The sequence below is a fragment of the Luteibacter sp. 9135 genome (assembly GCF_000745005.1).
GTDB lineage: Bacteria > Pseudomonadota > Gammaproteobacteria > Xanthomonadales > Rhodanobacteraceae > Luteibacter.
Window position 1 is genome coordinate 949,018 of sequence record NZ_JQNB01000001.1, and the last position, 19,990, is coordinate 969,007.

The 19,990-nt window shown below is 68.3% G+C and carries 12 protein-coding genes; 4 read left to right on the forward strand and 8 right to left on the reverse strand.

The window, feature by feature from the left end; all coding sequences use genetic code 11:
* Window positions 1-4 precede the first annotated feature (4 nt).
* Both modA and glgX read right to left on the reverse strand, forming a co-directional pair.
* Window positions 5-751 carry a molybdate ABC transporter substrate-binding protein gene (modA, locus tag FA89_RS04250; protein WP_036138518.1) on the reverse strand — a complete coding sequence of 249 codons (747 nt, stop codon included), beginning with the start codon at window positions 749-751 and terminating at the stop codon, window positions 5-7.
* Window positions 752-874: 123 nt separating this feature from the next.
* Window positions 875-3,004 (reverse strand): glycogen debranching protein GlgX, encoded by a 2,130-nt coding sequence (gene glgX, locus FA89_RS04255; RefSeq protein ID WP_441295032.1) that lies wholly within the window; start codon window positions 3,002-3,004, stop codon window positions 875-877.
* 194 nt (window positions 3,005-3,198) lie between these two features.
* Between glgX and FA89_RS04260 the strand changes: the two genes are divergently transcribed.
* On the forward strand, window positions 3,199-3,534 hold the full coding sequence (locus FA89_RS04260) for a DUF2946 family protein (protein ID WP_036138520.1): 336 nt from the start codon (window positions 3,199-3,201) through the stop codon (window positions 3,532-3,534).
* Window positions 3,535-3,579: 45 nt separating this feature from the next.
* Complete coding sequence (locus FA89_RS04265) at window positions 3,580-5,883, forward strand: TonB-dependent receptor (protein ID WP_081916337.1); 2,304 nt, start codon at window positions 3,580-3,582, stop codon at window positions 5,881-5,883.
* On the opposite strand, the gene lanKC is transcribed toward FA89_RS04265, so the two are convergent.
* The 6 genes from lanKC to FA89_RS04290 form a co-directional block, all read right to left on the reverse strand.
* On the reverse strand, window positions 5,880-8,570 hold the full coding sequence (gene lanKC, locus FA89_RS04270) for a class III lanthionine synthetase LanKC (RefSeq protein WP_036138522.1): 2,691 nt from the start codon (window positions 8,568-8,570) through the stop codon (window positions 5,880-5,882). The genes FA89_RS04265 and lanKC overlap by 4 nt on opposite strands.
* A 147-nt stretch (window positions 8,571-8,717) precedes the next feature.
* On the reverse strand, window positions 8,718-8,849 hold the full coding sequence (locus tag FA89_RS20770) for a hypothetical protein (RefSeq protein WP_255349631.1): 132 nt from the start codon (window positions 8,847-8,849) through the stop codon (window positions 8,718-8,720).
* Between the two features lie 160 nt (window positions 8,850-9,009).
* Window positions 9,010-10,359, reverse strand: a complete 1,350-nt coding sequence (locus FA89_RS04275) for a sensor histidine kinase (RefSeq protein WP_051938520.1) — start codon at window positions 10,357-10,359, stop codon at window positions 9,010-9,012.
* A 53-nt stretch (window positions 10,360-10,412) separates the two neighbouring features.
* On the reverse strand, window positions 10,413-11,792 hold the full coding sequence (locus tag FA89_RS04280; RefSeq protein WP_036138524.1) for a sigma-54-dependent transcriptional regulator: 1,380 nt from the start codon (window positions 11,790-11,792) through the stop codon (window positions 10,413-10,415).
* A 13-nt stretch (window positions 11,793-11,805) separates the two neighbouring features.
* Window positions 11,806-14,136, reverse strand: a complete 2,331-nt coding sequence (locus tag FA89_RS04285; protein ID WP_185754222.1) for an ABC transporter permease — start codon at window positions 14,134-14,136, stop codon at window positions 11,806-11,808.
* A 20-nt stretch (window positions 14,137-14,156) separates the two neighbouring features.
* Window positions 14,157-14,921, reverse strand: a complete 765-nt coding sequence (locus tag FA89_RS04290) for an ABC transporter ATP-binding protein (protein ID WP_051938521.1) — start codon at window positions 14,919-14,921, stop codon at window positions 14,157-14,159.
* Between the two features lie 201 nt (window positions 14,922-15,122).
* On the opposite strand from FA89_RS04290, the gene FA89_RS04295 reads away from it, so the two are divergent.
* Window positions 15,123-17,648 (forward strand): hybrid sensor histidine kinase/response regulator, encoded by a 2,526-nt coding sequence (locus FA89_RS04295; RefSeq protein ID WP_051938522.1) that lies wholly within the window; start codon window positions 15,123-15,125, stop codon window positions 17,646-17,648.
* Window positions 17,649-17,809: 161 nt separating this feature from the next.
* Window positions 17,810-19,987, forward strand: a complete 2,178-nt coding sequence (locus FA89_RS04300) for a glycoside hydrolase family 3 N-terminal domain-containing protein (RefSeq protein WP_036138526.1) — start codon at window positions 17,810-17,812, stop codon at window positions 19,985-19,987.
* The last annotated feature ends 3 nt before the right edge of the window (window positions 19,988-19,990 follow it).

The following is a 19,990-nucleotide window of genomic DNA, read 5'->3' on the forward strand; positions in this document are numbered from 1 at the left end:
TGCCTCAGGGCGCCTGGAAGCCGAACGACGCCAGGATGCGCCGACCATCGGCCGACTGCACGAACGCCGAGAACGACGCCGCTTCGGCCGCATGCGGCGTGCCCGCGACCACGGCGATGGGATAGCGGATGGGGCGCGGCGTCGGTACCGTGGCGACGACGTTCACCCGATCCTTCATGACGGTGGCGTCGGTGGCGAAGACGAAGCCCGCGTCCACTTCACCTCGCGCGACGTAATCGAGGCTTTGCCGCACGTTCTGGGCGAGCACGCCCTTGGCCGATACCGCGTCCCACAGGCCCTGCTGCTGCAGCGCCGCCTGGGTGTAACGACCCACGGGCACCGAGGCCGGATCGCCATAGGCCACGCGCTTGACCGTGGACTGCCGCAGGTCGGCCGTCGAACCGACATGCACGCTGGCATCCTTCGGAACGATCAGCACGAGGCGATTGCTGGCGAAGTCCCGTCGCGTGGCGATATCGATGGCGCCGGCGGCAACGGCCTTGTCCATCGCCGTCTGGTCGGCCGATGCGAAGAGATCCGCTGGCGCGCCGTTGGCGATCTGCCTGAGCAGCACATCGGACGCCGCGAAATTGAGTACCACGTGGGTGCCGGGATGGGCGGTTTCGTAAGCGGTGCCTACCGCCCGGAACGCGTCCGTGAGGCTGGACGCGGCCGATACCGTCAGGTCGGCGGCCGACGCCAGGCCAGGGCCGGCAAGGAGGCACAGCGCGAGGAGCGACCGGAACTGCATGGGGATATCCGTGCGGAAAAGGCTTCGCAATATAGGAACGCCTGGCGCGCCCGGTCAACGGACGCGCGATGTCCCTGCGGTCGCGTCACCGGCGCCCTCGCAGGTGCCGGTGACGCGTGGTGCTTACCCCGCGGCCAGTACCACGAAGCTGCGCGGTGACGCGATCAGTTTGCCGTCCTCCGCCACGGTGTCCACGGCGAGCTCTTCGTCGCTGGAGAAGGCAACGCTCCAGCGACCCTCCGGCAGTGCGAACTCCACGCCGCCGTCGAAAGCGTTGATCAGGATCAGCACGGTCTGGTCAGCCGCGTGTTCGCGCACGCCGGACGCCTGGCTACGGCCGTCCAGCAGCACGCCGATGGATCGGGCCCGCGGATCGTCCCAGTGTTCCTGCTGCATTTCGCCACCGCCGGGATTGAGCCAGACGATATCGCGGATACCCGATTCCTCGTCGTAGCGTCCATTGAGGAAGCGGCCACGGCGCAGGATGGGGTAGCGCTCGCGCAGGGCCAGCAACTCGCGTACCGACTGCGCCAGTCCATCGTCGGACGGATCGTTTTCCCAGTCGATCCAGCTGAGCGGGTTGTCCTGGCCGTAGACGTTGTTGTTGCCGTCCTGCGTGTTGCCGCGCTCGTCGCCGGACAGCAGCATCGGCGTGCCCTGGGCCAGCAGCAGCGTGGCCAGCAGGTTGCGCGACTGTCGCTGGCGCACGGCGAGAATGCCCGCGTCGTCCGTCGGGCCTTCGGCACCATGGTTGAACGAGTGGTTGTTATCCGAGCCGTCGCGGTTGTCTTCGCCGTTGGCATCGTTGTGCTTGCCGTTGTAGCTGAGCAGGTCGCGCAGGGTGAAGCCGTCGTGCGCCGTGATGAAGTTGAGCGACGCATAAGGACGGCGACCGCGCTTGTCGAACAGGTCGGCGGAGCCGGTAAAGCGACGGGCAAATTCCGCCAGCTTGCCTTCCTCGCCGATCCAGAACGCGCGCACCGTATCTCGGAACTTGTCGTTCCATTCCACCCAGCCCGGCGGGAACTCGCCCACCTGATAGCCGCCGGGGCCGCAATCCCACGGCTCGGCGATCATCTTGGTCTGGTTGAGCACCGGGTCCTGCGTGCAGGCGTCGAGGAAACCGCCGTTCTCGTCGAAGCCGTAGGGCTCGCGGCCAAGGATGGTGGCGAGGTCGAAGCGGAAGCCGTCGACGTTCATCTCCGTCGTCCAGTAGCGCAGCGAGTCGGTCACCATCTGCAGCACGCGCGCATGGCTGAGGTTCACCGTGTTGCCGGTTCCGGTGTCGTTGATGTAATAGCGCTTGTCTTCGGCGAGGCGATAGTAGCTGGCATTGTCGATGCCCTTGAACGACAGCGTCGGCCCCATCTCGTTGCCTTCGGCGGTGTGGTTGTAGACCACATCCAGGATCACCTCCAGCCCGGCGCGGTGATACGCCGCCACCATGTCCTTGAACTCGCGCGGGTCGCCGCTGGACAGGTAGCGCGTCTTCAGCGCGAAAAAGCCGATGGTGTTGTAGCCCCAGTAGTTGCGCAGGCCCTGTTCGAGCAGGTGCTGGTCGTCGAGGTACGCATGCACGGGCAGCAACTCGACCGAGGTGACGCCGAGGCCGCGCACGTAGTCGATCACCTCGGGCGTGGCCAGGCCGGCAAACGTGCCGCGAAGGTTTTCCGGCACGGCCGGGTGACCCATGGTGTAGCCGCGGACATGGGTCTCCTGGATCACCGTGCGGTTCCAGGGCACCGACGGCTTGCCATGCTCGATCCACTTGTACGAGGTGTCCACCACCATCGCCTTGGGCATGAATGGCGCGCTGTCGCGCTCGTCGAAGCTGAGGTCACCATCGGGGTGGCCCACCGTGTAACCGTAGAGTTCGTCGGCCCAGGTCAGCTCACCGACGATGTGCTTCGCGTACGGATCGAGCAGCAGCTTGTTCGGATTGAACCGGTGGCCGTTCTGCGGCTCGTACGGACCGTGCACGCGGTAACCGTACAACTGGCCCGGACCGACGCCGGGAACGTAACCGTGCCACACCTCGTCGGTGTACTCGGGCAGGTCGATCCGGCCCGTCTCGTTGCCGGCCTCGTCGTAGAAGCACACTTCCACACGGGTGCCGTGGGCGGTGAACAGCGCGAAATTGGTGCCGTTGCCATCCCAGGTCGCTCCGCGCGGAAACGGTGAACCCTCGCGGACGGGCGAGGCGGAGTCGTAGCGGAGATCGGGCATATAGGCATCCTCGGTGGGGGAGCGCACGATGACCGAGGCCGCGACAGGAAAACGTGAGGAACACGCCGCCTTGAATTCCCTGTCGTGGCAGGCACAGCGACAACGCGCCACGGTATTTTCACCTCCAGCCGTGACATCATCCCTGGACCCTTATCCAGGGTCGATTCGAAGGGAGCGCCGCGGTGCGTCGAGGGCAGGGTCGAAGGCGTTGGCTGGGCTGGATGGCGATCGTCGCCGTCTGGTTCACCGTGCTCGCGCCCACGGTCTCGCGCACGCTACCGGCCTTCGCCTTCCCCGACCTGGGCGCTTGGTGCGACGCCACGCCTGCCGCGCACCACGACGGCGGGGCCGAACACCGCGACGCCGACGCCGATGGCGCCTGCGGTTATTGCACCCTGTTCGCGCAGGTGCCGGCGCTCGGCGGCAGTTTCTTCATCGGTAGCGTGGCGCATGTCGCGGCGCACATCGATCCACTCGTGCCCCATCCGCACGATATCGCCTCCCCCGCTCGCTTCCATGCTCCACCCCGAGGTCCACCGGTCCCCACTTACGCCTGATCGCTCCTTTCCACGCGACCCATGCCACCGACCCACGGACCTCCCATGCTGCTGCCTTCATTCCACGGGCGCGCGATCGCGCGCGCCGTTGCCTGCGCCCTCGGCGCCACCGCGTGGTCCGCCCATGCGGCCGACACTCCCGCGACGCCCGATGCGCCGCAGACCACTACCTTGCGCGAAGTGCGCGTTTCCGCGGCCAGCCACGGCTCGCGGGTCGACCCCGACATGCCTTCGGCCGTGGAAACCCTGGAGGCGGCGAAACTGGATCGCCTCAACGTGGTCAACACCGAGGACGCGCTGAAGTACCTGCCGTCGTTCGGCATCCGCAAGCGGTTCATAGGCGACGAGAACGCCACCTTCTCGGTGCGCGGTACCAGCAACCAGCAGAGCGCGCGCGGGCTGGTCTACCTCGACGGCCTGCTGCTGTCCAACCTGCTCGGCAACAGCTGGGGCAATCCGCCGCGCTGGTCCATGGCGTTCCCCGAGAATCTGGCGCGCGTCGAGGTGATCTACGGCGCGTATTCCGCGCTGTATCCCGGCAATGCCATCGGTGCCACGGTGCTGATGACCACGCGCATGCCCGAACGGCTGGAGGTCACCGGCGAGGTGCAGGCCTTTACCCAGCATGTGGATACCTACGGCGTGGACCGCAACTACGGTGGAAGCCGGCAGAGCGCCACCCTGGGCGACCGCTCGGGTCGTTTCGCCTTCCTCATCGGCGTGGCGCACCTGCAATCCAACGGTCAGCCGCTGGTCTATGCCACGCAGAACCAGTCGACCCGCCCGGGCGGTGCCCAGCCCGTGACGGGCGCCATCGCCGACACCGGCACCAACGGCCTGCCGCGCGAGGTGCTCGGCATCAACAGCGAAGGCCAGGAAGCGACCCGCCAGGACGAGGCGCACCTGCGCCTTACCTACGACTTCACGCCCGAGCTGACCGGTGGCATCACCGCCGGCTACTGGAACCAGGAACTGTCCCACCGCACGGCGACCTTCCTGCGCGATGGCGCCGGCCAGCCGGTGTGGTCGGGTCCGGTGAGCATCGGCGGCCGGGCATACACGCTGCCAGCGAACTTCTTCGCGCCGAGCACACGGCAGAGCCGAAATTATCTTTACGGCGCCTCGCTCGGCACGCATCGCGATAGCGGCTGGAACATCGAGGGCAACGCGTCGTACTTCGACATGGACCGCAACCGAGACCGCGTGGCCGATGCCGTGACCTACGACGGCAGCGGCCTGCTCACCGCCGGTGACGGCAGCCGGTGGCGCACGTTCGACCTGCGCGCCAGCCACACGCCGGACAGCCTGGCGGACAACACGCATACGGTGAGCTTCGGCTATCACTTCGACGGCTATCGACTGGACAACGCCAGCTACCTGTTGTCCGCCTGGCGCCGCGGCGACGCCGGCACGCAGACGGCCGGCAACGGCGGCAGCACGCAGACACAGGCGGTGTACGTGCAGGATGCCTGGCAGCTGGACGAGCGCTGGCGCCTCACCGGCGGCGCTCGCTACGAACAGTGGCGGGCCTTCGGCGGGCAGCGCGCGAGCTCGGCGGCCGCCGTGACCTACCCGGAACGCGACGAGTCGCATACCTCGCCCAAGCTGTCGCTGTCCTATGCGGCCAGCGACAGCCTTCTGCTGCGCGTGTCCGGCGCACGCGCCTATCGCTTTCCCACGGTCAACGAACTGTTCCAGGGCAGCTTCAACGGCATCGCGTTCACCAACAACGATCCGAACCTCAAGCCGGAGAACGACCTTTCGCGCGAGCTCTCCGCGGAGTGGTACCAGGCGCATGGCGTGGCCCGCTTCACGCTGTACCGGAGCGACACCCGCAACGCGCTGTTCAGCCAGACCGACACCACGGTGTTTCCCAATGTCACCAACGTGCAGAACGTCGACCTCGTGCGTACGCGCAGCGCCGAGGCCAGCTACGACGGACGTGGCGTGGTGTGGGACACGCTGGACCTGACCGCGAACGCGGCCTATACGCAGGCCACCACCGTGCGCAACCGGCGCAACCCGGCCTCGGAAGGCAAGCAGTTCTATCGGATACCCCGCTGGCGCGCCAACCTGGTGGCCACCTGGCACGCGTCCGAAGCGGTGGCGCTGACCCTGGCCGGGCGGTACTCGGGGCGCCAGTACAACACGCTGGACCACAGCGACATCCGCCCCGACACCTTCGGCGGCGCCAGCGAATTCCTGACCTTCGACGCCAAGCTGCAATGGCAGGCCAGTAAACAGGTGAACCTTGGCGTGGGCGTGGACAACCTCACCGATCGCCGCTACTACGTGTATTACCCCTACCCGTCACGGACCTACCTGATGGAGGCAAAGTTTCGTCTCTAGGCAACAGCCGGTTCCCCATGCGTCGTCCTGACCGGCAGGTGCTCGTCGAGCATGAACGACGCCGGCCCGCCGTGCCACAGGCGATCGAAGAAGGCGGCCACGCCGGCGTTGCCCGTGGCCAGGTCGCAGCTGAAGCGCAGCAGTTCGGTGCCCGGGACCACGAGCCCGCCGGGCCGGCGGACCAGGAAGGGCTCGATGCCGGCGGCGATGCGGTGCGCCTGGCCGAGGTAGTGCGCGGCCCGGTCGGGCAGCGCCCTGGCCAGGTCCAGCAGGGTTTCGCCGATGCCCGCCAGGCCGTCGGCGAGGCCGGGTGACATCGCATGCCCGCGCATGAGGTCGTGCTCGCCGGCCAGCAGGATGTCACGGTACGTCTCCTCGCCGGTCGCGATGAAGAACCGCGCCACGACGGCCAGTACGCCAGCGGTGCCGTGCCGCAGGTAGGGCAGCAATGCCACGCCGCCGACCTCACGGCGCCACGTGCGTTCACCATCGGCGTTGCGGCCGTAGTGGTCGAGATCGAAAGCCAGGGCTTCGCATCCGGCCTCCCGATAGCGGCCGTCGTCCGTGGCGAGGAAGAGATGCAGTAGGAACAGCGCGATGCCCGCGGCACCCTGCCCCAGACCCACGGGCTGGTAGGCACCGTCGGCGTGCCACGACCGCTTGCCGCCAACGGCCGGTCCGGAAGCCAGCAGCGCCTCGCCCGCGGCGACGGCGTCGGCCAGGAACGTGGCCTCCCGCGTTTTTCGCCACGCAGCAATGCGCGCCAGGCCCCATCCCGCCAGGCCATCGTGCAGCCCCGGCTGTTCACGGATGGGTCCGTCAACGGCGGATGCGCGCAGCAGCCGCATGCCCAACTCACGCTCGCCCGCATCGAACAGGACCCAGGCGATTCCCGCGTCGCCATGCATGAGGTCGCTGCCGCGGTCGCCGCCGCTGAGCGCTCCCGCCACGATGTAGTCGAGCAAGCCGGCTGGCGCGGGACGGCCGCTGCGCTGGTAGGCATGCAGGATACCGGCCGCGCCGTAAGCCACGCCCCAGGGGTGACGTTCGAAGACCTGGGGATCGGCTGGCACGTAGCGATCCGGCCGGGCCTGTGCCGCGCATGCTTCGATGTAGCCGAATAGGTCGCCGGCGGCATGGTCCACCGGCACGACCGCGCCGCGCAGATACGGCACCGGCTGCTCGTCGGTCGGCAGTCCGGCCAGCATCGCATCCAGGCGCTGCATGATGAGCACCGGTGACGGACGCGCGGACGGTTCACCGTCCATCAGCGTGGCGACGGCGTCGAAAAGGGCGTCCGGATAGCCCATGCCGTCACAAAGCCATCGGGCGAAGCGGGGGGCGGCCTCCGGATCCAGCGGCAACATCGCGTTGACCGGCATCAGCGCCGCGAACAGGTTGGCGCCGAAGGCGTGGCGATCCTCGGCGCAGGCCTCCTCGTGGCGAGCGCGGCGCGGTACGCGCGAAGCGAACCCCGGCGTACACAGCCCCGTGGGCCGGTCCATCCCGTCCTCCACCGCCGCTTCCAGGTCGATGATACGTACCCGCCCATCGTCCTGAACCATGATGTTGTGGAACGAGAAGTCCCCCAACGTGATGCGCGCGGCGTGAATCGTCTCCAGCGCCAGCGCGATGCGGGTGAAGACATCGCACACCTCGTGCAGGAAGCACGCGACGTCGGCGCGCGTGGCGCGTGTCTTCAGCCATGGATAGCGCGCCGCCAGCCAGCGGCGAAGGGTCTGGCCCTCGATGTGTTCCTCGACCAGATAGTGGTGCTCCCATTCCAGGAAATATTCCACGGGGGCGGGGGTGACACCGAGCGCGGCCAGCCGGCGCAACAGACGGTATTCCTTTCGCAGCAACGAGGTTGCCGATTGCACGCCACCGACATGGGGACGAGCTTCCTTGATCACCACGCGCCGTCCCGAATCGCGATCGGTGGCGAGGTAGACACCGCCGGCGGACGAGAACGCGAGGGCACTGCGTATCTCGTGGCGTCCTCCATGCAGGCGCAGCGCGGGCGATCCCGCTGCCGGCACGTCCGCTGGAAAGGGGTCGCGTACCCAGTCGGGCAGGTTGACGTAGGCCGCACGAATGTCGGGCTCGCGTTCGCCGTGGGGGCCACGCAGGAAATAATCGCGCTGCCCGCCGGCCGAGACCACGTGCTCGCCGCGAATGCCGCCGAAACGGTAATGCACGACGCTGGACCCCGGGCAACGGCGGTCGCTGAGAATGTACGGGCCGACGAAGCCGACAAGTACCGCCTGCAGTTCGTCCAGCAACTCGCGGAAAGCCTTCGGGTCGCGGGGATAGACCGTGATGAACTTTCCCGACGCGCCGCGCGGCCACCGCTTGCCGTTCATGGAGGCGTGCATGCGTGCATCCACCGCGAACTTGAACGCCACGCCCATCGCCGCCAGCGTCGCGGCCGTGATCGACAGCACGATCGCGGCCGTGGATACCACCGAGGAGATGTGGATCTTCCAGCCCTGCATGGGCAACGGCGCGTCGGGGGGCAGGCAGTGCATCCATACACCGGAGCGGTGCATGCGCCAGTCGGACGGTACCGCACGGCGCACCGGTTCGACGAAGTCGCGCTCGTCGATGGGTCGGCTGCCATGGATCTCGAAGAAGTCGCGATCCACGGCGGTGTAATAAAGCAGTTCCGTACGTCGTTCGGCGGGCATGGCGCTCCTTGACCTCACGCATGAAAGCTGGTGCATGAAAAAACCCGGCACGCGCGACGACCCGGACGTCGCCCCGCGTGCCTTCGTCCCCGGTCGGCCGTGTGCGCGTCCCTTCACGGGGCGCGCACCGCGACGCGGACGGGAAACCTAGTGACCGTCGAAACCGTCCGCATTGGCAAACGAGCATGCACCCCAGCTGCACGAGCTGGTGGGTGTGTCGGCTTCCCCCGCGACGCCCGGTTCGGCGGCGAGCAACTGCAATCTCAGTACGTGGTCCATGTGGTTCTCCTGGCCGATGGAAAGGCGCCTGGCCTCTGTCGGCAGGGGCGGCGCACCGGCAATCTAGGCGTGCCACTCCGTTGCCACAACGAAAAAACACGTCAGGGAGGCGACAATCGGCACATGGGCGCAGGTATCGTCGGGATCCGCACGAAACCGGTCAGGCCGCGTGTCCGGAAGCGGACGTTTCCGTCCGTATACGGACGCCGTTTTCCGGCTCGCAGAGGGGGAGATGGACGATGGCCAGCGCGCCGCGGCCACCTTCGCGGTTGCGCAGGTCGACGTTACCGGCGTGCGCTTCCACGATGAGCCGCGTAAGGCTGAGCCCGATGCCGGAACCGGTGGGTTTGGTGGTGAAGAACGGCACGAACAGCGAGGCACGCCCGGGCAGGCCCACTCCCTCATCCTCGATGGTGATACGCACCTGCGGACCCGTCACCGCCCAGTCGACGCGTACGGCGCCGCCCATCGGTTCGGCTGATTCCACGGCATTGCGCAGCAGGTTGATGAATGCCTGGTCGAGCTGGTCTTCGTCGCCGATGAGGATGACCCGCGCCGTGCCGACCAGGGCAATGTCCATCCGGTGCTCCAGCATGGCGAGACGCCGCAGCGCCAGGTCGAGACGAAACGGCCGCGGACGCAACGGCGGAAGGCGCGCCAGGCGTCCGTAGCCGGCGAGGAATCGTGCCAGCGACGCGGAGCGACGACCGATCACTTCCAGGCCCTGGCGCAACTCGCCTTCCACCGCCTTGCCGCCCTCGTCCGCCAGTAGCGCGGACAGGCTGCCGGCCAGCGAGCCGATGGGTGCGAGCGAGTTGTTCAGCTCGTGGCTGAGCACGCGGATCAGGCGCTGCCATGCGTCGCGCTCCTCCTCGCCCAGCGCGACGCTGACGTCGTGCATCATGAACATGGTGTTCTCGTGGCCCTCGCTGTACCAGAGGGCGCGACGCACGATCCAGCGACCACTGCGCGTGGCGAAGTCCCAGGAGAAGATCGTGTTTTCCCCCGCGGCCACCACGGGGCCGAGCCCTAGCGATGCGATGTCGCGGCCGATGACGCTGTCGTTCACCGCCCCGACCAGCGCACGCGCCGCGGCATTGATCATCACCAGGCGGTTGTCGCGGTCCACCACGAACAGCGGGTCCTGCAAGGTGGTCAGCGTCTTGCCGAGGAATCGCAGGCTTTCGGTGCGCTTGCGCCGGCCTTCACGGAGCGTGTCCGAAAGTATGTTGATGTCCGCGACCAGGCCGCGCAGCGGATGGTGCACCGAGGGCAGGCGCGCCCGGCTGCTGTAGTCGCCGGCGCGCAGCGCGGCAAGCAACGCTTCCAGCGTGCGCCACGCGTGGATCATGTGCCAGCCGAGCACTCCCATAAGGACCAAGGTCGTGCTCAGGCCGCCGACGAAGACGACCACGCGCCACACGGGCGGCAGGCCGGTACCGACGAGTAGCCCACCTGCGGCGGCCAGCGGCGCGACGGCGCCAAGGCACCATGGCGCGACCAGGCGCAAGCGCGCCGATCCGCGTATCCACGGGCGCCGGGGGCTACCGGAGGGTGGCTTTGTCACGCCGCCGGGTCGAACCCGCCCCTGGCTCGGTGCTTTTCGAGGCGTCGATAAAGCGACTGTCGCGATATACCCAGCGCATCGGCGGCACGCTGCAGATTGTTGTCGTAGCGCTCCAGCGCCTGGCGGGTGAGCATTTCCTCCGCTTCGGGCAAGGTCAGCCGGTCGAGCAGGAGCGGCAGGGGTTCCGGTGGCAACAAGCCCAGCACCTCCGCGTCGATGTCGTCGTGCGAGCCGAGGAGCACGGCGCGCGCGACGACGTGTTCCAGTTCACGCACGTTGCCGGGCCAGGGATAATTGCGCAGGGCCCGCTCGGCCGATGGCGTCAGCGCCATGCCGCCCCGGCCGCGCCGGACGCACTCGCGCAACAGGAAATGACGCGCCAGCGGCACGATGTCCTCCACGCGTTCGCGCAGGGACGGCAGCCGGATCTGCATCGCGTTAAGGCGATACAGAAGATCGCGCCTGAACCGGTGGGCACGGATGGCGGCCTCCATATCGGCGTTGCTGGTGGAAATGACCCTCACGTCGGCTCGCCTCGTCCGCACGGAATCGCCGCGCTCGAACTCACCCTCCTCCAGCACGCGCAGCAATGTGGCCTGTTGCGCGAGGGGGATCGCTCCCACCTCCTCCATGATCAGGCTGCCCCCGTGCGCCAGTTCGAAGCGGCCGGGGCGGGGAGACGGCAACTCGTCGCCGAACATCTCACCGGCAAAGCGTGCTTCCGACATGCTGGCCATGTCGGCGCGGATGAGCGGGTGCCGTGCGCGGGGTGACAGCGCGTGGATCTCGCGGGCGAGCAGCGACTTGCCGCTTCCGTTCTCGCCCAGCACCAAAACATTGGCGTCGCCGCTGGCGATGCGGGATGCCAATTCCACGACGCGACGCATCGCCGAGGATTCACAGACGCGCATGACGTCCGCGGATTGCCGCGCCAGCGCGGTTTCCGTACGTAGCCGCAGGTTCTCCTCGCGCATCTGTCGCAAGGCGATCTGCGAGCGCACCGTATGCACCATGCGCGCGTTGTTCCAGGGTTTCTCGATGAAATCCGCCGCGCCGAGCCGCATGGCGCGCACGGCGAGGTCGACGCTGCCCCAGGCCGTCATCACCACCAACGGCAGGTCGGGGACGTCGTGGCGCAGGCGTTCGATCAAGGCCATGCCTTCGAGCCCTGAGGTGGTATCCGCCGCGTAGTTCAGATCGACGATCGCACAGGCGAAGGTCTGCCTGGCCGCGGCCTCGCACGCGGCCGCGGGCGACTCGACGTCTACCGAGGCAATGCCTTCCGAGCGCATCAGGATGCGCAGCGACAGGCGGATATCCGGATGGTCGTCGACGATCAGAACCGGCAGCGACGGCTCGGCAAGATGTCCGGACATGGTCACGTTCTCCTCAGCCGCCGCGTAGCGCGGCGAGCGGTTCCATGGTGACGGCGCGCCACGCCGACGGCGCCGCGGCCGCCAGCGACGCGGCGAGAAAGACAAACAGGGCCAGGGACACCACGCTGGTATCGATATCGGCGACCCGTAGGTACGGCTGTGCCAGCATGACGACCGACACACCGGCGAGCGCACCGACACAGGCGACGAACAGGTAGCGCGCCACCACGCCCTGCGCCAGGTCGGTCCCGCGTGCGCCGAGCGCCACCTGCAGTGCGATTTCGCGGCGGCGCCCGGCCATGTCGACCGACTGGCTCGAATATTGGCCCACGCCGGCGAGGAACAGCGCCGCGAGCGACAGCGTGCACAACAGCGCCGCGTTCCGGCGTGCAGCGGCGGTCACCGCGCGCGCCATGTCGCCGAGCTGACGGGTGTCGCCGGCCGCCAGATCCGGCGCCACCGTACGCAGTCGCCGTTCGAAGGCGGTATCGGGCGCCCCGACCGGATGCCGCCACACGGCGTACATCGGCATGATCCTGCGGATAAAGGCGAACACGGTCGCATCGACCTGTGCCAGCGGCACGAAGATCGTGGCGACGGCGCGTTCGTCCGGGCCCGGGACGCGCGTGTCGGCCACGACGCCGACGATCTGCAGGGGCGGCATGACGGCGAGGCGCGAGTCGGACCGGGCCACATCGCCCAGTCCGCCGCCCATGAGATGCTCGAAGGCACGGTTGACCCAGGCCACCGGCGGTGCGCCGGCGTGGTCGCCCGCACCGAGGCCCCGCCCGGCGAGCCGCTTCAGTCCCATCGCCTCGGCGGCGCCCGGCGTCATGACGGCGTAGCGGACGAAATGCCGATGTCCGGCGGTATCCAGGAACGGCATCACCAGCCCATCACCGAGCGGCAGCAGGTTGGTAAAGCCCATCGGCTCTTCCCCCGAGGCGCTCATCGCACCCTGGCGCAGGGCGTCGAACAGGTCCGACACATCGGTGCTTCCGGGATACGACGCCACGTCCGGTTGCAGCGGTGCGAAGAACGCGCCTTTCGGGTCGAACCCGGGCGCGATCTTCTCCAGCCGCGTGCTATGCGCCAGCGCAGCCACGCCGAAGACCAGCAACGCGCTGGCCATCGCGGCCTGTACGAGCACCATGGTACTGCGGGCACCACGGGCCATGCGCCCGGGTCTGTGGCTGCCCGCCACCGCGACACGCTCGCGCAGCAGATCGTCGATCCGGTCGTGCACGGACGCCGAGGTCGCTGACAGGACGACGATGACGGCGTCCGCGCCGCCCGTGAGCCAGCGCACCGTAGCGGATGAGTCGATCGGGAGCGAGGTGCTGCGCCAGGCATCGGGCACCACGTCACGGAACATGTCCACGACGAGGTCGCCCAGCGGCACGCCGAACGCGGCCGCCAACAAGCCGATGGCCACGGCTATCGACCAAGGCGTGAGCGCGTGGGCGCCCAGCGCCACGCGAACGGCGGTATCGCGTGACCGCGCCAGGCCACGACCCAGCATGAGGTTGGAGAGGTTTATGCCGGCGATCGCCAGCACGACCAGGGCGGCGCCCAGCATGCCCAGCAGCGGCGGCCGCGCCTGCCAGGTCAGCGCATGGTCCAGCGGGGTGGCGCCGAAATCGGCCCCGCTACCCGTATCTATGCCCGGTCGTCCTGCCCTTTCGCGGGCATAGGCGGCCACCATAGCCGACACCGCCCGCGGGTCGACCCCGGGTGCGAGCCGCGCCGCCGGGATCAGGTTCTCGGCGGTGTCGTCGTCGGCCCCCGCGATGCCCAGCGGCACCACCACATCGACGTCCGTCAGGAAGCGGTACCCCTTCGGCAAGACGCCGATGATGGGCAGGCGGTGGCCCTCGACCGTGAGCACGTGTCCCAGCACGTCGTCCCGCCCCCCTAGCCGTTGCCGCCAGAACGCATAGGACACCATGGCGCCGTATTCGTGGGTGAGGTTCCGCCCGCGGTGGGGTACGACACCCAGGGTGGTCAGAAAGCCGGCATCCACCCCCTGGCCCTGGAGCAGCCAGCGCCGGTCGGTACACACGACGTTCATTGCCCGCGGCAGGCGCGTCGCCCCGCGCGAGGCCATCTGTGGCAGATCACCCATCGCCGCGACATACCGCGGCGATGCGATCGGGGTGGGATCGTCGCGGTAGCGTGCGCCGTACAGGACCACCCGGTCGCTGTCCACGAAAGGGAGCGACCGCCAGAGCAGCGCATCGACCAGGGTCAGCGCCGCCGACAGGGTGGCAATCCCCATGGCAAGCGTCGATGCAGCCAGCAGGAAGAACCACGGACGCCGGAGCATCGCGACCCACGCATGCACGCAAGCCCCGGCCCATCCGCTCACGTGAATCGCTCCACGAACCCGCGGTCGTCGAAGCCCGACGCGGCCTCACGCTGCCACTGCGCGTAGCTGCTCTCGTCCACCACGCGGCCGTCCAGCAGACGCACCGTGCGATCCGCCGCCCAACGGTAGCGCTCCTCATGCGTCACCATGCAGATCGTCCGTCCCTCGGCATGCAGGCGTCGCAGCAGGGCCATGATTCGTTCGGCACCGGCCAGGTCGAGGCTGCCGGTCGGTTCGTCGGCGAGCAGGATCGCCGGGTCGCCGGCCAGCGCCCGGGCCACGGCTACCTGTTGCTGCTGTCCCCCGGACAGCTGCGAGGGGAAGTGGTGCATACGATGGGTCATGCCGACATCGTCCAGCGCTTCCATCACCCGCTTGCGGCGCTCCTGACGACCCACGCCTGCGCGGTAGGTCAACGGCAAGGCGACGTTGTCGAGGACATCGAGGTCGCCGATGAGGTTGAACGCCTGGAACACGTAACCGATGCGCTCGTTGCGCAGACGCGCTCGCGCCTGTCGACCCAGACCATTGACCTGGACGCCCTCGAACGCGACGTCTCCCCCGGTCGCGACATCCAGCAGGCCCATGAGCGAAAGCAGGGTGGTCTTGCCGCATCCGGAGGGACCGGCGATGGCCAGGAACTCCCCGTGCCGCACCTCGAGGTGGATCCCCGTCAGGACGTGGTTCTCGATACCGTCGGCGCGAAATACTTTTTCCACATCGCGCATGGCGATCACAGGATGTCTGGGTGGCGCGGACATGAAACGACTTCCTGCGGTGGTCAACGGAAGACTAACGCGGCAACTTCGTGTTGTGGTGCGGCACCCTGATACCTGTCCGTTGGCTTTAACCATTTTGCCGAAAAAACATATTGGTAAGTGCTTACACATCTCGCCGAAGCGATGGCTGTCGTGTGCGCTACCATCCCGCGTCGTCCCGCCACCTCCTCGAGGCCTCGTCCCATGGCCGTTCCGCCGACCGATCCCGTCTGGTTCCTTCCTCCCGACCGTGAACTGGGACGGATGATTCGCGACCTGGACCCGTCCTCGACCGGCCTGGGAGAGCCCGCCAGCTGGGCGGCCGCGACCCAGCACGCGCTTGCCACGATGCTGCGCGCCGATGCCCCCATGTCGCTGTTCCATGGCCCCGACGGCGTGTTCTTCTACAACGACGCCTACCGGGCCATCGCCGGCATGCGACACCCCGAGGTACTGGGCCGGCCCGTCGTAGAGGCCTGGCCGGAACTGGCCGACTTCCACCGGAACGTCCTCGGCGAGGTAATGGCCGGACGGACGCTTGCCTACCGCGACCGGCACGTCGTGCTTAACCGGTCCGGCGAGCCGGAGGATGTGTGGATGCACATCGACTTCAGCCCCGTGGTCGACCCCGCCGGCATACCCGTGGCCGTACTGGCCGTGCTGAAGGAAACGACGCGGCGGGTCGAGGTCGAGGAACGCCTGCGCATCGCCCAGCAGGCCGGTGGCGTGGGCTCGTTCGAGTGGTTCCCGGAAACCGGCCGGCTGGAGGTCTCCGACCAGTACCGGCGCATCTGGGGCCTGCCCGACGAGGGACCGGTCACCGACGCCATGCTGAGCCGCCTGCTCCATCCTGACGACCTCCATGCGGCGGCGCCGCAGCGGCTGGAGCGTGCCAATCCCCTGGAGTACACCGAATACCGTCGCGTCGACCCGCTCACGGGGGAGGTGCGCTGGATCGCCCGTCGCGGCGAGGTGATCACCCATGCCGGGCAGGCGCGTCGCCGGTTCATCGGTATCGTCATGGACATCACCGCGCGCAAGCGCGCCGAGAACGAGTTGGCCACCTTCGCGGCCACGCTGCAGGATCGCGTTGCCGAGCGCAGCGCCGAGTTGCTGCGGACCCAGGACGCGCTGCGCCAGAGCCAGAAGATGGAGGCGATCGGCAACCTCACCGGTGGCGTGGCGCACGACTTCAACAACCTGCTGCAGGTGATCAGCGGCAACCTGCAACTGCTGGCCGAGGACATCGGCGGCAACGAGCGCGCGGAGCGCCGTGTCCGGCATGCCCTGGCCGGCGTCGCGCGCGGTTCCAAGCTGGCCTCGCAACTGCTCGCGTTCGGCCGGCGTCAGCCGCTGGCGCCCAAGGTGGTGAACGTAGGGCGCTTCATCCGCGACATGGACGAGCTGCTGCGCCGCACCCTTGGCGAGGCCATCGAGGTGGAGACGATCGTCGCGGGCGGGTTGTGGAACACGCTGATCGATCCAGGCAACGTGGAGAACGCGCTTCTGAACCTGGCGATCAACGCGCGTGACGCGATGGATGGCCAGGGCAGGCTCACCATCGAGGCCGGCAACGCCTACCTCGATGCCAGCTACGTCGATGCGCTGGACGATGCCGACGTGGCGGCGGGCCAGTACGTGTTGCTGGCGGTGACCGACACCGGGCACGGCATCGACGCCACTATCGTCGACAAGGTGTTCGAGCCCTTCTTCACCACCAAGGCGGAAGGACGCGGGACGGGCCTGGGCCTGTCTATGGTGTACGGCTTCGTCAAGCAGTCCGGCGGCCACATCAAGGTCTACAGCGAGCCCGGCGAAGGCACCACCGTGAAACTGTACCTGCCGCGCACCACGCAGTCCGAGGACATCGTGGTCGATGTCGATGCCGGGCCGGTGACCGGCGGTACGGAGACCGTGCTGGTCGCGGAGGACGACGACTCGGTACGCGAAACGGTCGTGGCCATGCTGGCGGACCTCGGCTACCGGGTGCTCAAGGCGCGCGACGCGCAAAGCGCGCTGTCGATCGTCGACAGCGGCATCCCGATCGACCTGCTGTTCACCGATGTCGTCATGCCCGGCCCCCTGAAAAGCCCGGAGCTGGCGCGCAAGGCGCGGGAACGGCTGCCCGGCGTGGCGGTCCTGTTCACCTCGGGGTACACCGAGAACTCGATCGTGCACGGGGGCCGCCTGGACGACGGCGTCGAGTTGCTGAGCAAACCGTACACGCGCGAAACCCTGGCCCGGAAGCTGCGCCAGATCCTCTCCGCCCAGGCACTGCGCAACGCCGGCGACCCGGCGGCCCAGGTCGCCGCACCGGCCGCGCCACCGGCCACCCGGGCGGTGCGCATCGTGGTCGTCGAGGACGACTGGCTGGTTCGCAGCACCGTGGTCGAGATGCTGCAGCTGCGCGGGCACGAGGTGCGCGAGGCGGGCGACGGCAGCCGCGCCGTCGCCCTGTTCGACGACGCAGAAGCCGACCTGTTGATCACCGACGTGGGCCTTCCCGGCATGTCCGGCATCGATCTGGCCGCGACACTGCGCGAACGGCAGCCGACGCTGGCCGTGATCTTCGCCACGGGCCATGCGGGAACCGCGGATCTGCCGGCCGACGATCGCAGCATGGTTCTGGCCAAACCCTACGGTTCCACCGCGCTCAACCAGGCGGTGACGCGCCTGTTCCCCACGCCGGTCATCCGTGACAGACCCGCCAACCGGGCCGATCCGAGCTGATCTAATAATGCTGTTCCGCAACCGGCGAGACCTTGCGGCCCAACGACGTAATCGTTTACATGTAACGGTATTTACGTGCCCACATGGTGGCGCGATGCCGGTATCCTTGCCCGCCTGACGCGCCTGCTCGCGCGTCCACATCGCTTCCCCAAGGCCGAACCATGAACCGTGATCCCCGCATCGAAGACCTGATTGCCCGCATGACCGTCGAGGAAAAAGTGGGCCAGTTGGGGTGCTTCGCGGATGCCCTGCGCCCCTTCGCGCCGGACATCAACCCGGAAGCCAATGCGCTGGGCGCCGCGGAGGTCCGCGAGCAGATCCGCGCCGGGCGGGTGGGTGCCCTATTCAACGGCGTGGGGGCGGCCGAGGGTCGCGAGGCGCAGCGGATCGCCGTCGAGGAAAGCCGGCTCGGGATCCCGCTGCTGCTGGGCGCCGACGTGATCCACGGCATGCGCACCGTGTTCCCGATTCCGCTGGGCGAGGCGTCGACGTTCGAACCCGACGTGGCCGAGCGCACCGCGCGGGCCACGGCGGTGGAAGCCACCGCCGCGGGTATCCACTGGACCTTCGCGCCCGCCGTGGACATCGCCCGCGACCAGCGCTGGGGCCGCGTGGCCGAAGGCGCCGGCGAGGACGTGGTGCTGGGCTCGGCGTTCGCTGCCGCGCGCGTGCGCGGCTTCCAGGGTCCTGACCTTACCGCCGACGACGCGCTGCTGGCCACGCCGAAGCATTTCGCCGCCTACGGCGCCGTGGCCGGCGGTATGGAATACAACGCCGTGGACATCGCGCCGCAGACATTGCGCGACGTGCACCTGCCGCCGTTCAAGGCCGCCGTCGATGCCGGCGCGCTCACTTTCATGAGCGCCTTCAACGACATCAACGGCGTGCCGGCCTCGGCCAATCGTGAACTGATGACCGATATCCTGCGCGGCGAATGGGGCTTTCCGGGCCTGGTGGTGTCCGACTACACCGCCGACATGGAACTGATCGCGCACGGCTTTGCCGACGGCGAGCGCGATGCCACGCGGCTGGCCTTCGTCGCCGGCGTGGACATGAGCATGCAGAGCGGTTTCTACGCCGAACACCTGCCCGATCTGGTCGCCGCCGGCGACGTGCCGATGGACGTGTTGGACGAAGGTGTACGTCGCGTCCTCACCGTGAAGCACGCCATCGGCCTGCTCGACAACCCATACCGTTCGCTCGACCCCGACGTCGAGGCGGACACCTCGAAAAATGCGGCGCATGCCGAGCTGGCGCGCGATGCATCGCGCCGTTCCATCGTGATGCTGAAGAACGACGGCATCCTGCCGCTGCGCACGTCCGGCCAGAAGATCGCCCTGATCGGGCCGTTCGGTGCCGACGTGGACAACCTCGAAGGCTGCTGGACGCTGTTCGGCGACAAGGCGCGCCACATCAACATCGAAGCGGGCCTGCGCGCCGCCCTGTCCGCCGGTGATGCGCTGGAAGTCGTGGCCGGTAGCGGCATCGAGGAGGCGCTGGACGGGGGCATCGACGACGCCGTGGCCGCTGCGAAGCGCGCCGATGTCGTGCTGCTGGCCATCGGTGAGCCGCAGGTCTACTCCGGCGAGGCGCAGTCGCGTACGCAGATCGTCGTGCCGCCGGCGCAGCAGGCGCTGGCCGAAGCCGTCGCGGCCACCGGCACGCCCGTGGTCGTGCTGCTCAAGAACGGCCGGGCGCTCGCACTCACGGGCGCCGTGCGCAACGCGAACGCCATCCTGGTCACCTGGTTCCTCGGCAGCCAGACCGGCCCGGCCATCGCCGACGTCGTGTTCGGCGCTTACAACCCGTCCGGCCGCCTGCCTGTCAGCTTTCCCCAGGACGCCGGGCAGCAGCCGTACTTCTACAACCACCTGCGGACAGGCCGCCCCGAGCTGGCCGACCAGCCGCCGGCGTTCAAGGCGCGCTACCGCGAGGTGACCTTCGAGGCGTTGTACCCGTTCGGCCATGGGCTCAGCTACACCACGTTCGCCTACGACGCCCCGCGCGTGCAGGCCACCGTCGGCTGGGACGAAACCATCGCGGTCACCGCCACCGTCACCAACACCGGCGCGCTGGCGGGCGAAGAAGTGGTGCAGCTGTACATCCACGACCGCGTGGCCAGCCGGGTGCGGCCGGTGCGCGAACTGAAGGCGTTCCGCAAGATCCTCCTCGCCCCGGGCGCGTCGGCCGAGGTTCGTTTCGAACTCACCCGTCGCGACCTAGCCTTCACCCATCGCGACGGTCTCACCTTCGAGGCCGAGCCGGGCGATTTCCAGGTCTGGGTCGCTGGGTCGTCGCAGCAGGGCGAAGCCGCCACCTTCGTGCTCGGCGGCCCCTGAGCG

Bases quoted from the DNA above. Each gene is read 5' to 3' on its own strand.
- modA (WP_036138518.1), bottom strand. From the start codon at position 751: ATGCAGTTCCGGTCGCTCCTCGCGCTGTGCCTCCTTGCCGGCCCTGGC.
- FA89_RS04260 (WP_036138520.1), top strand. From the start codon at position 3,199: ATGGCGATCGTCGCCGTCTGGTTCACCGTGCTCGCGCCCACGGTCTCG.
- FA89_RS04265 (WP_081916337.1), top strand. From the start codon at position 3,580: ATGCTGCTGCCTTCATTCCACGGGCGCGCGATCGCGCGCGCCGTTGCC.
- lanKC (WP_036138522.1), bottom strand. From the start codon at position 8,570: ATGCCCGCCGAACGACGTACGGAACTGCTTTATTACACCGCCGTGGAT.
- FA89_RS20770 (WP_255349631.1), bottom strand. From the start codon at position 8,849: ATGGACCACGTACTGAGATTGCAGTTGCTCGCCGCCGAACCGGGCGTC.
- FA89_RS04280 (WP_036138524.1), bottom strand. From the start codon at position 11,792: ATGTCCGGACATCTTGCCGAGCCGTCGCTGCCGGTTCTGATCGTCGAC.
- FA89_RS04290 (WP_051938521.1), bottom strand. From the start codon at position 14,921: ATGTCCGCGCCACCCAGACATCCTGTGATCGCCATGCGCGATGTGGAA.
- FA89_RS04295 (WP_051938522.1), top strand. From the start codon at position 15,123: ATGGCCGTTCCGCCGACCGATCCCGTCTGGTTCCTTCCTCCCGACCGT.
- FA89_RS04300 (WP_036138526.1), top strand. From the start codon at position 17,810: ATGAACCGTGATCCCCGCATCGAAGACCTGATTGCCCGCATGACCGTC.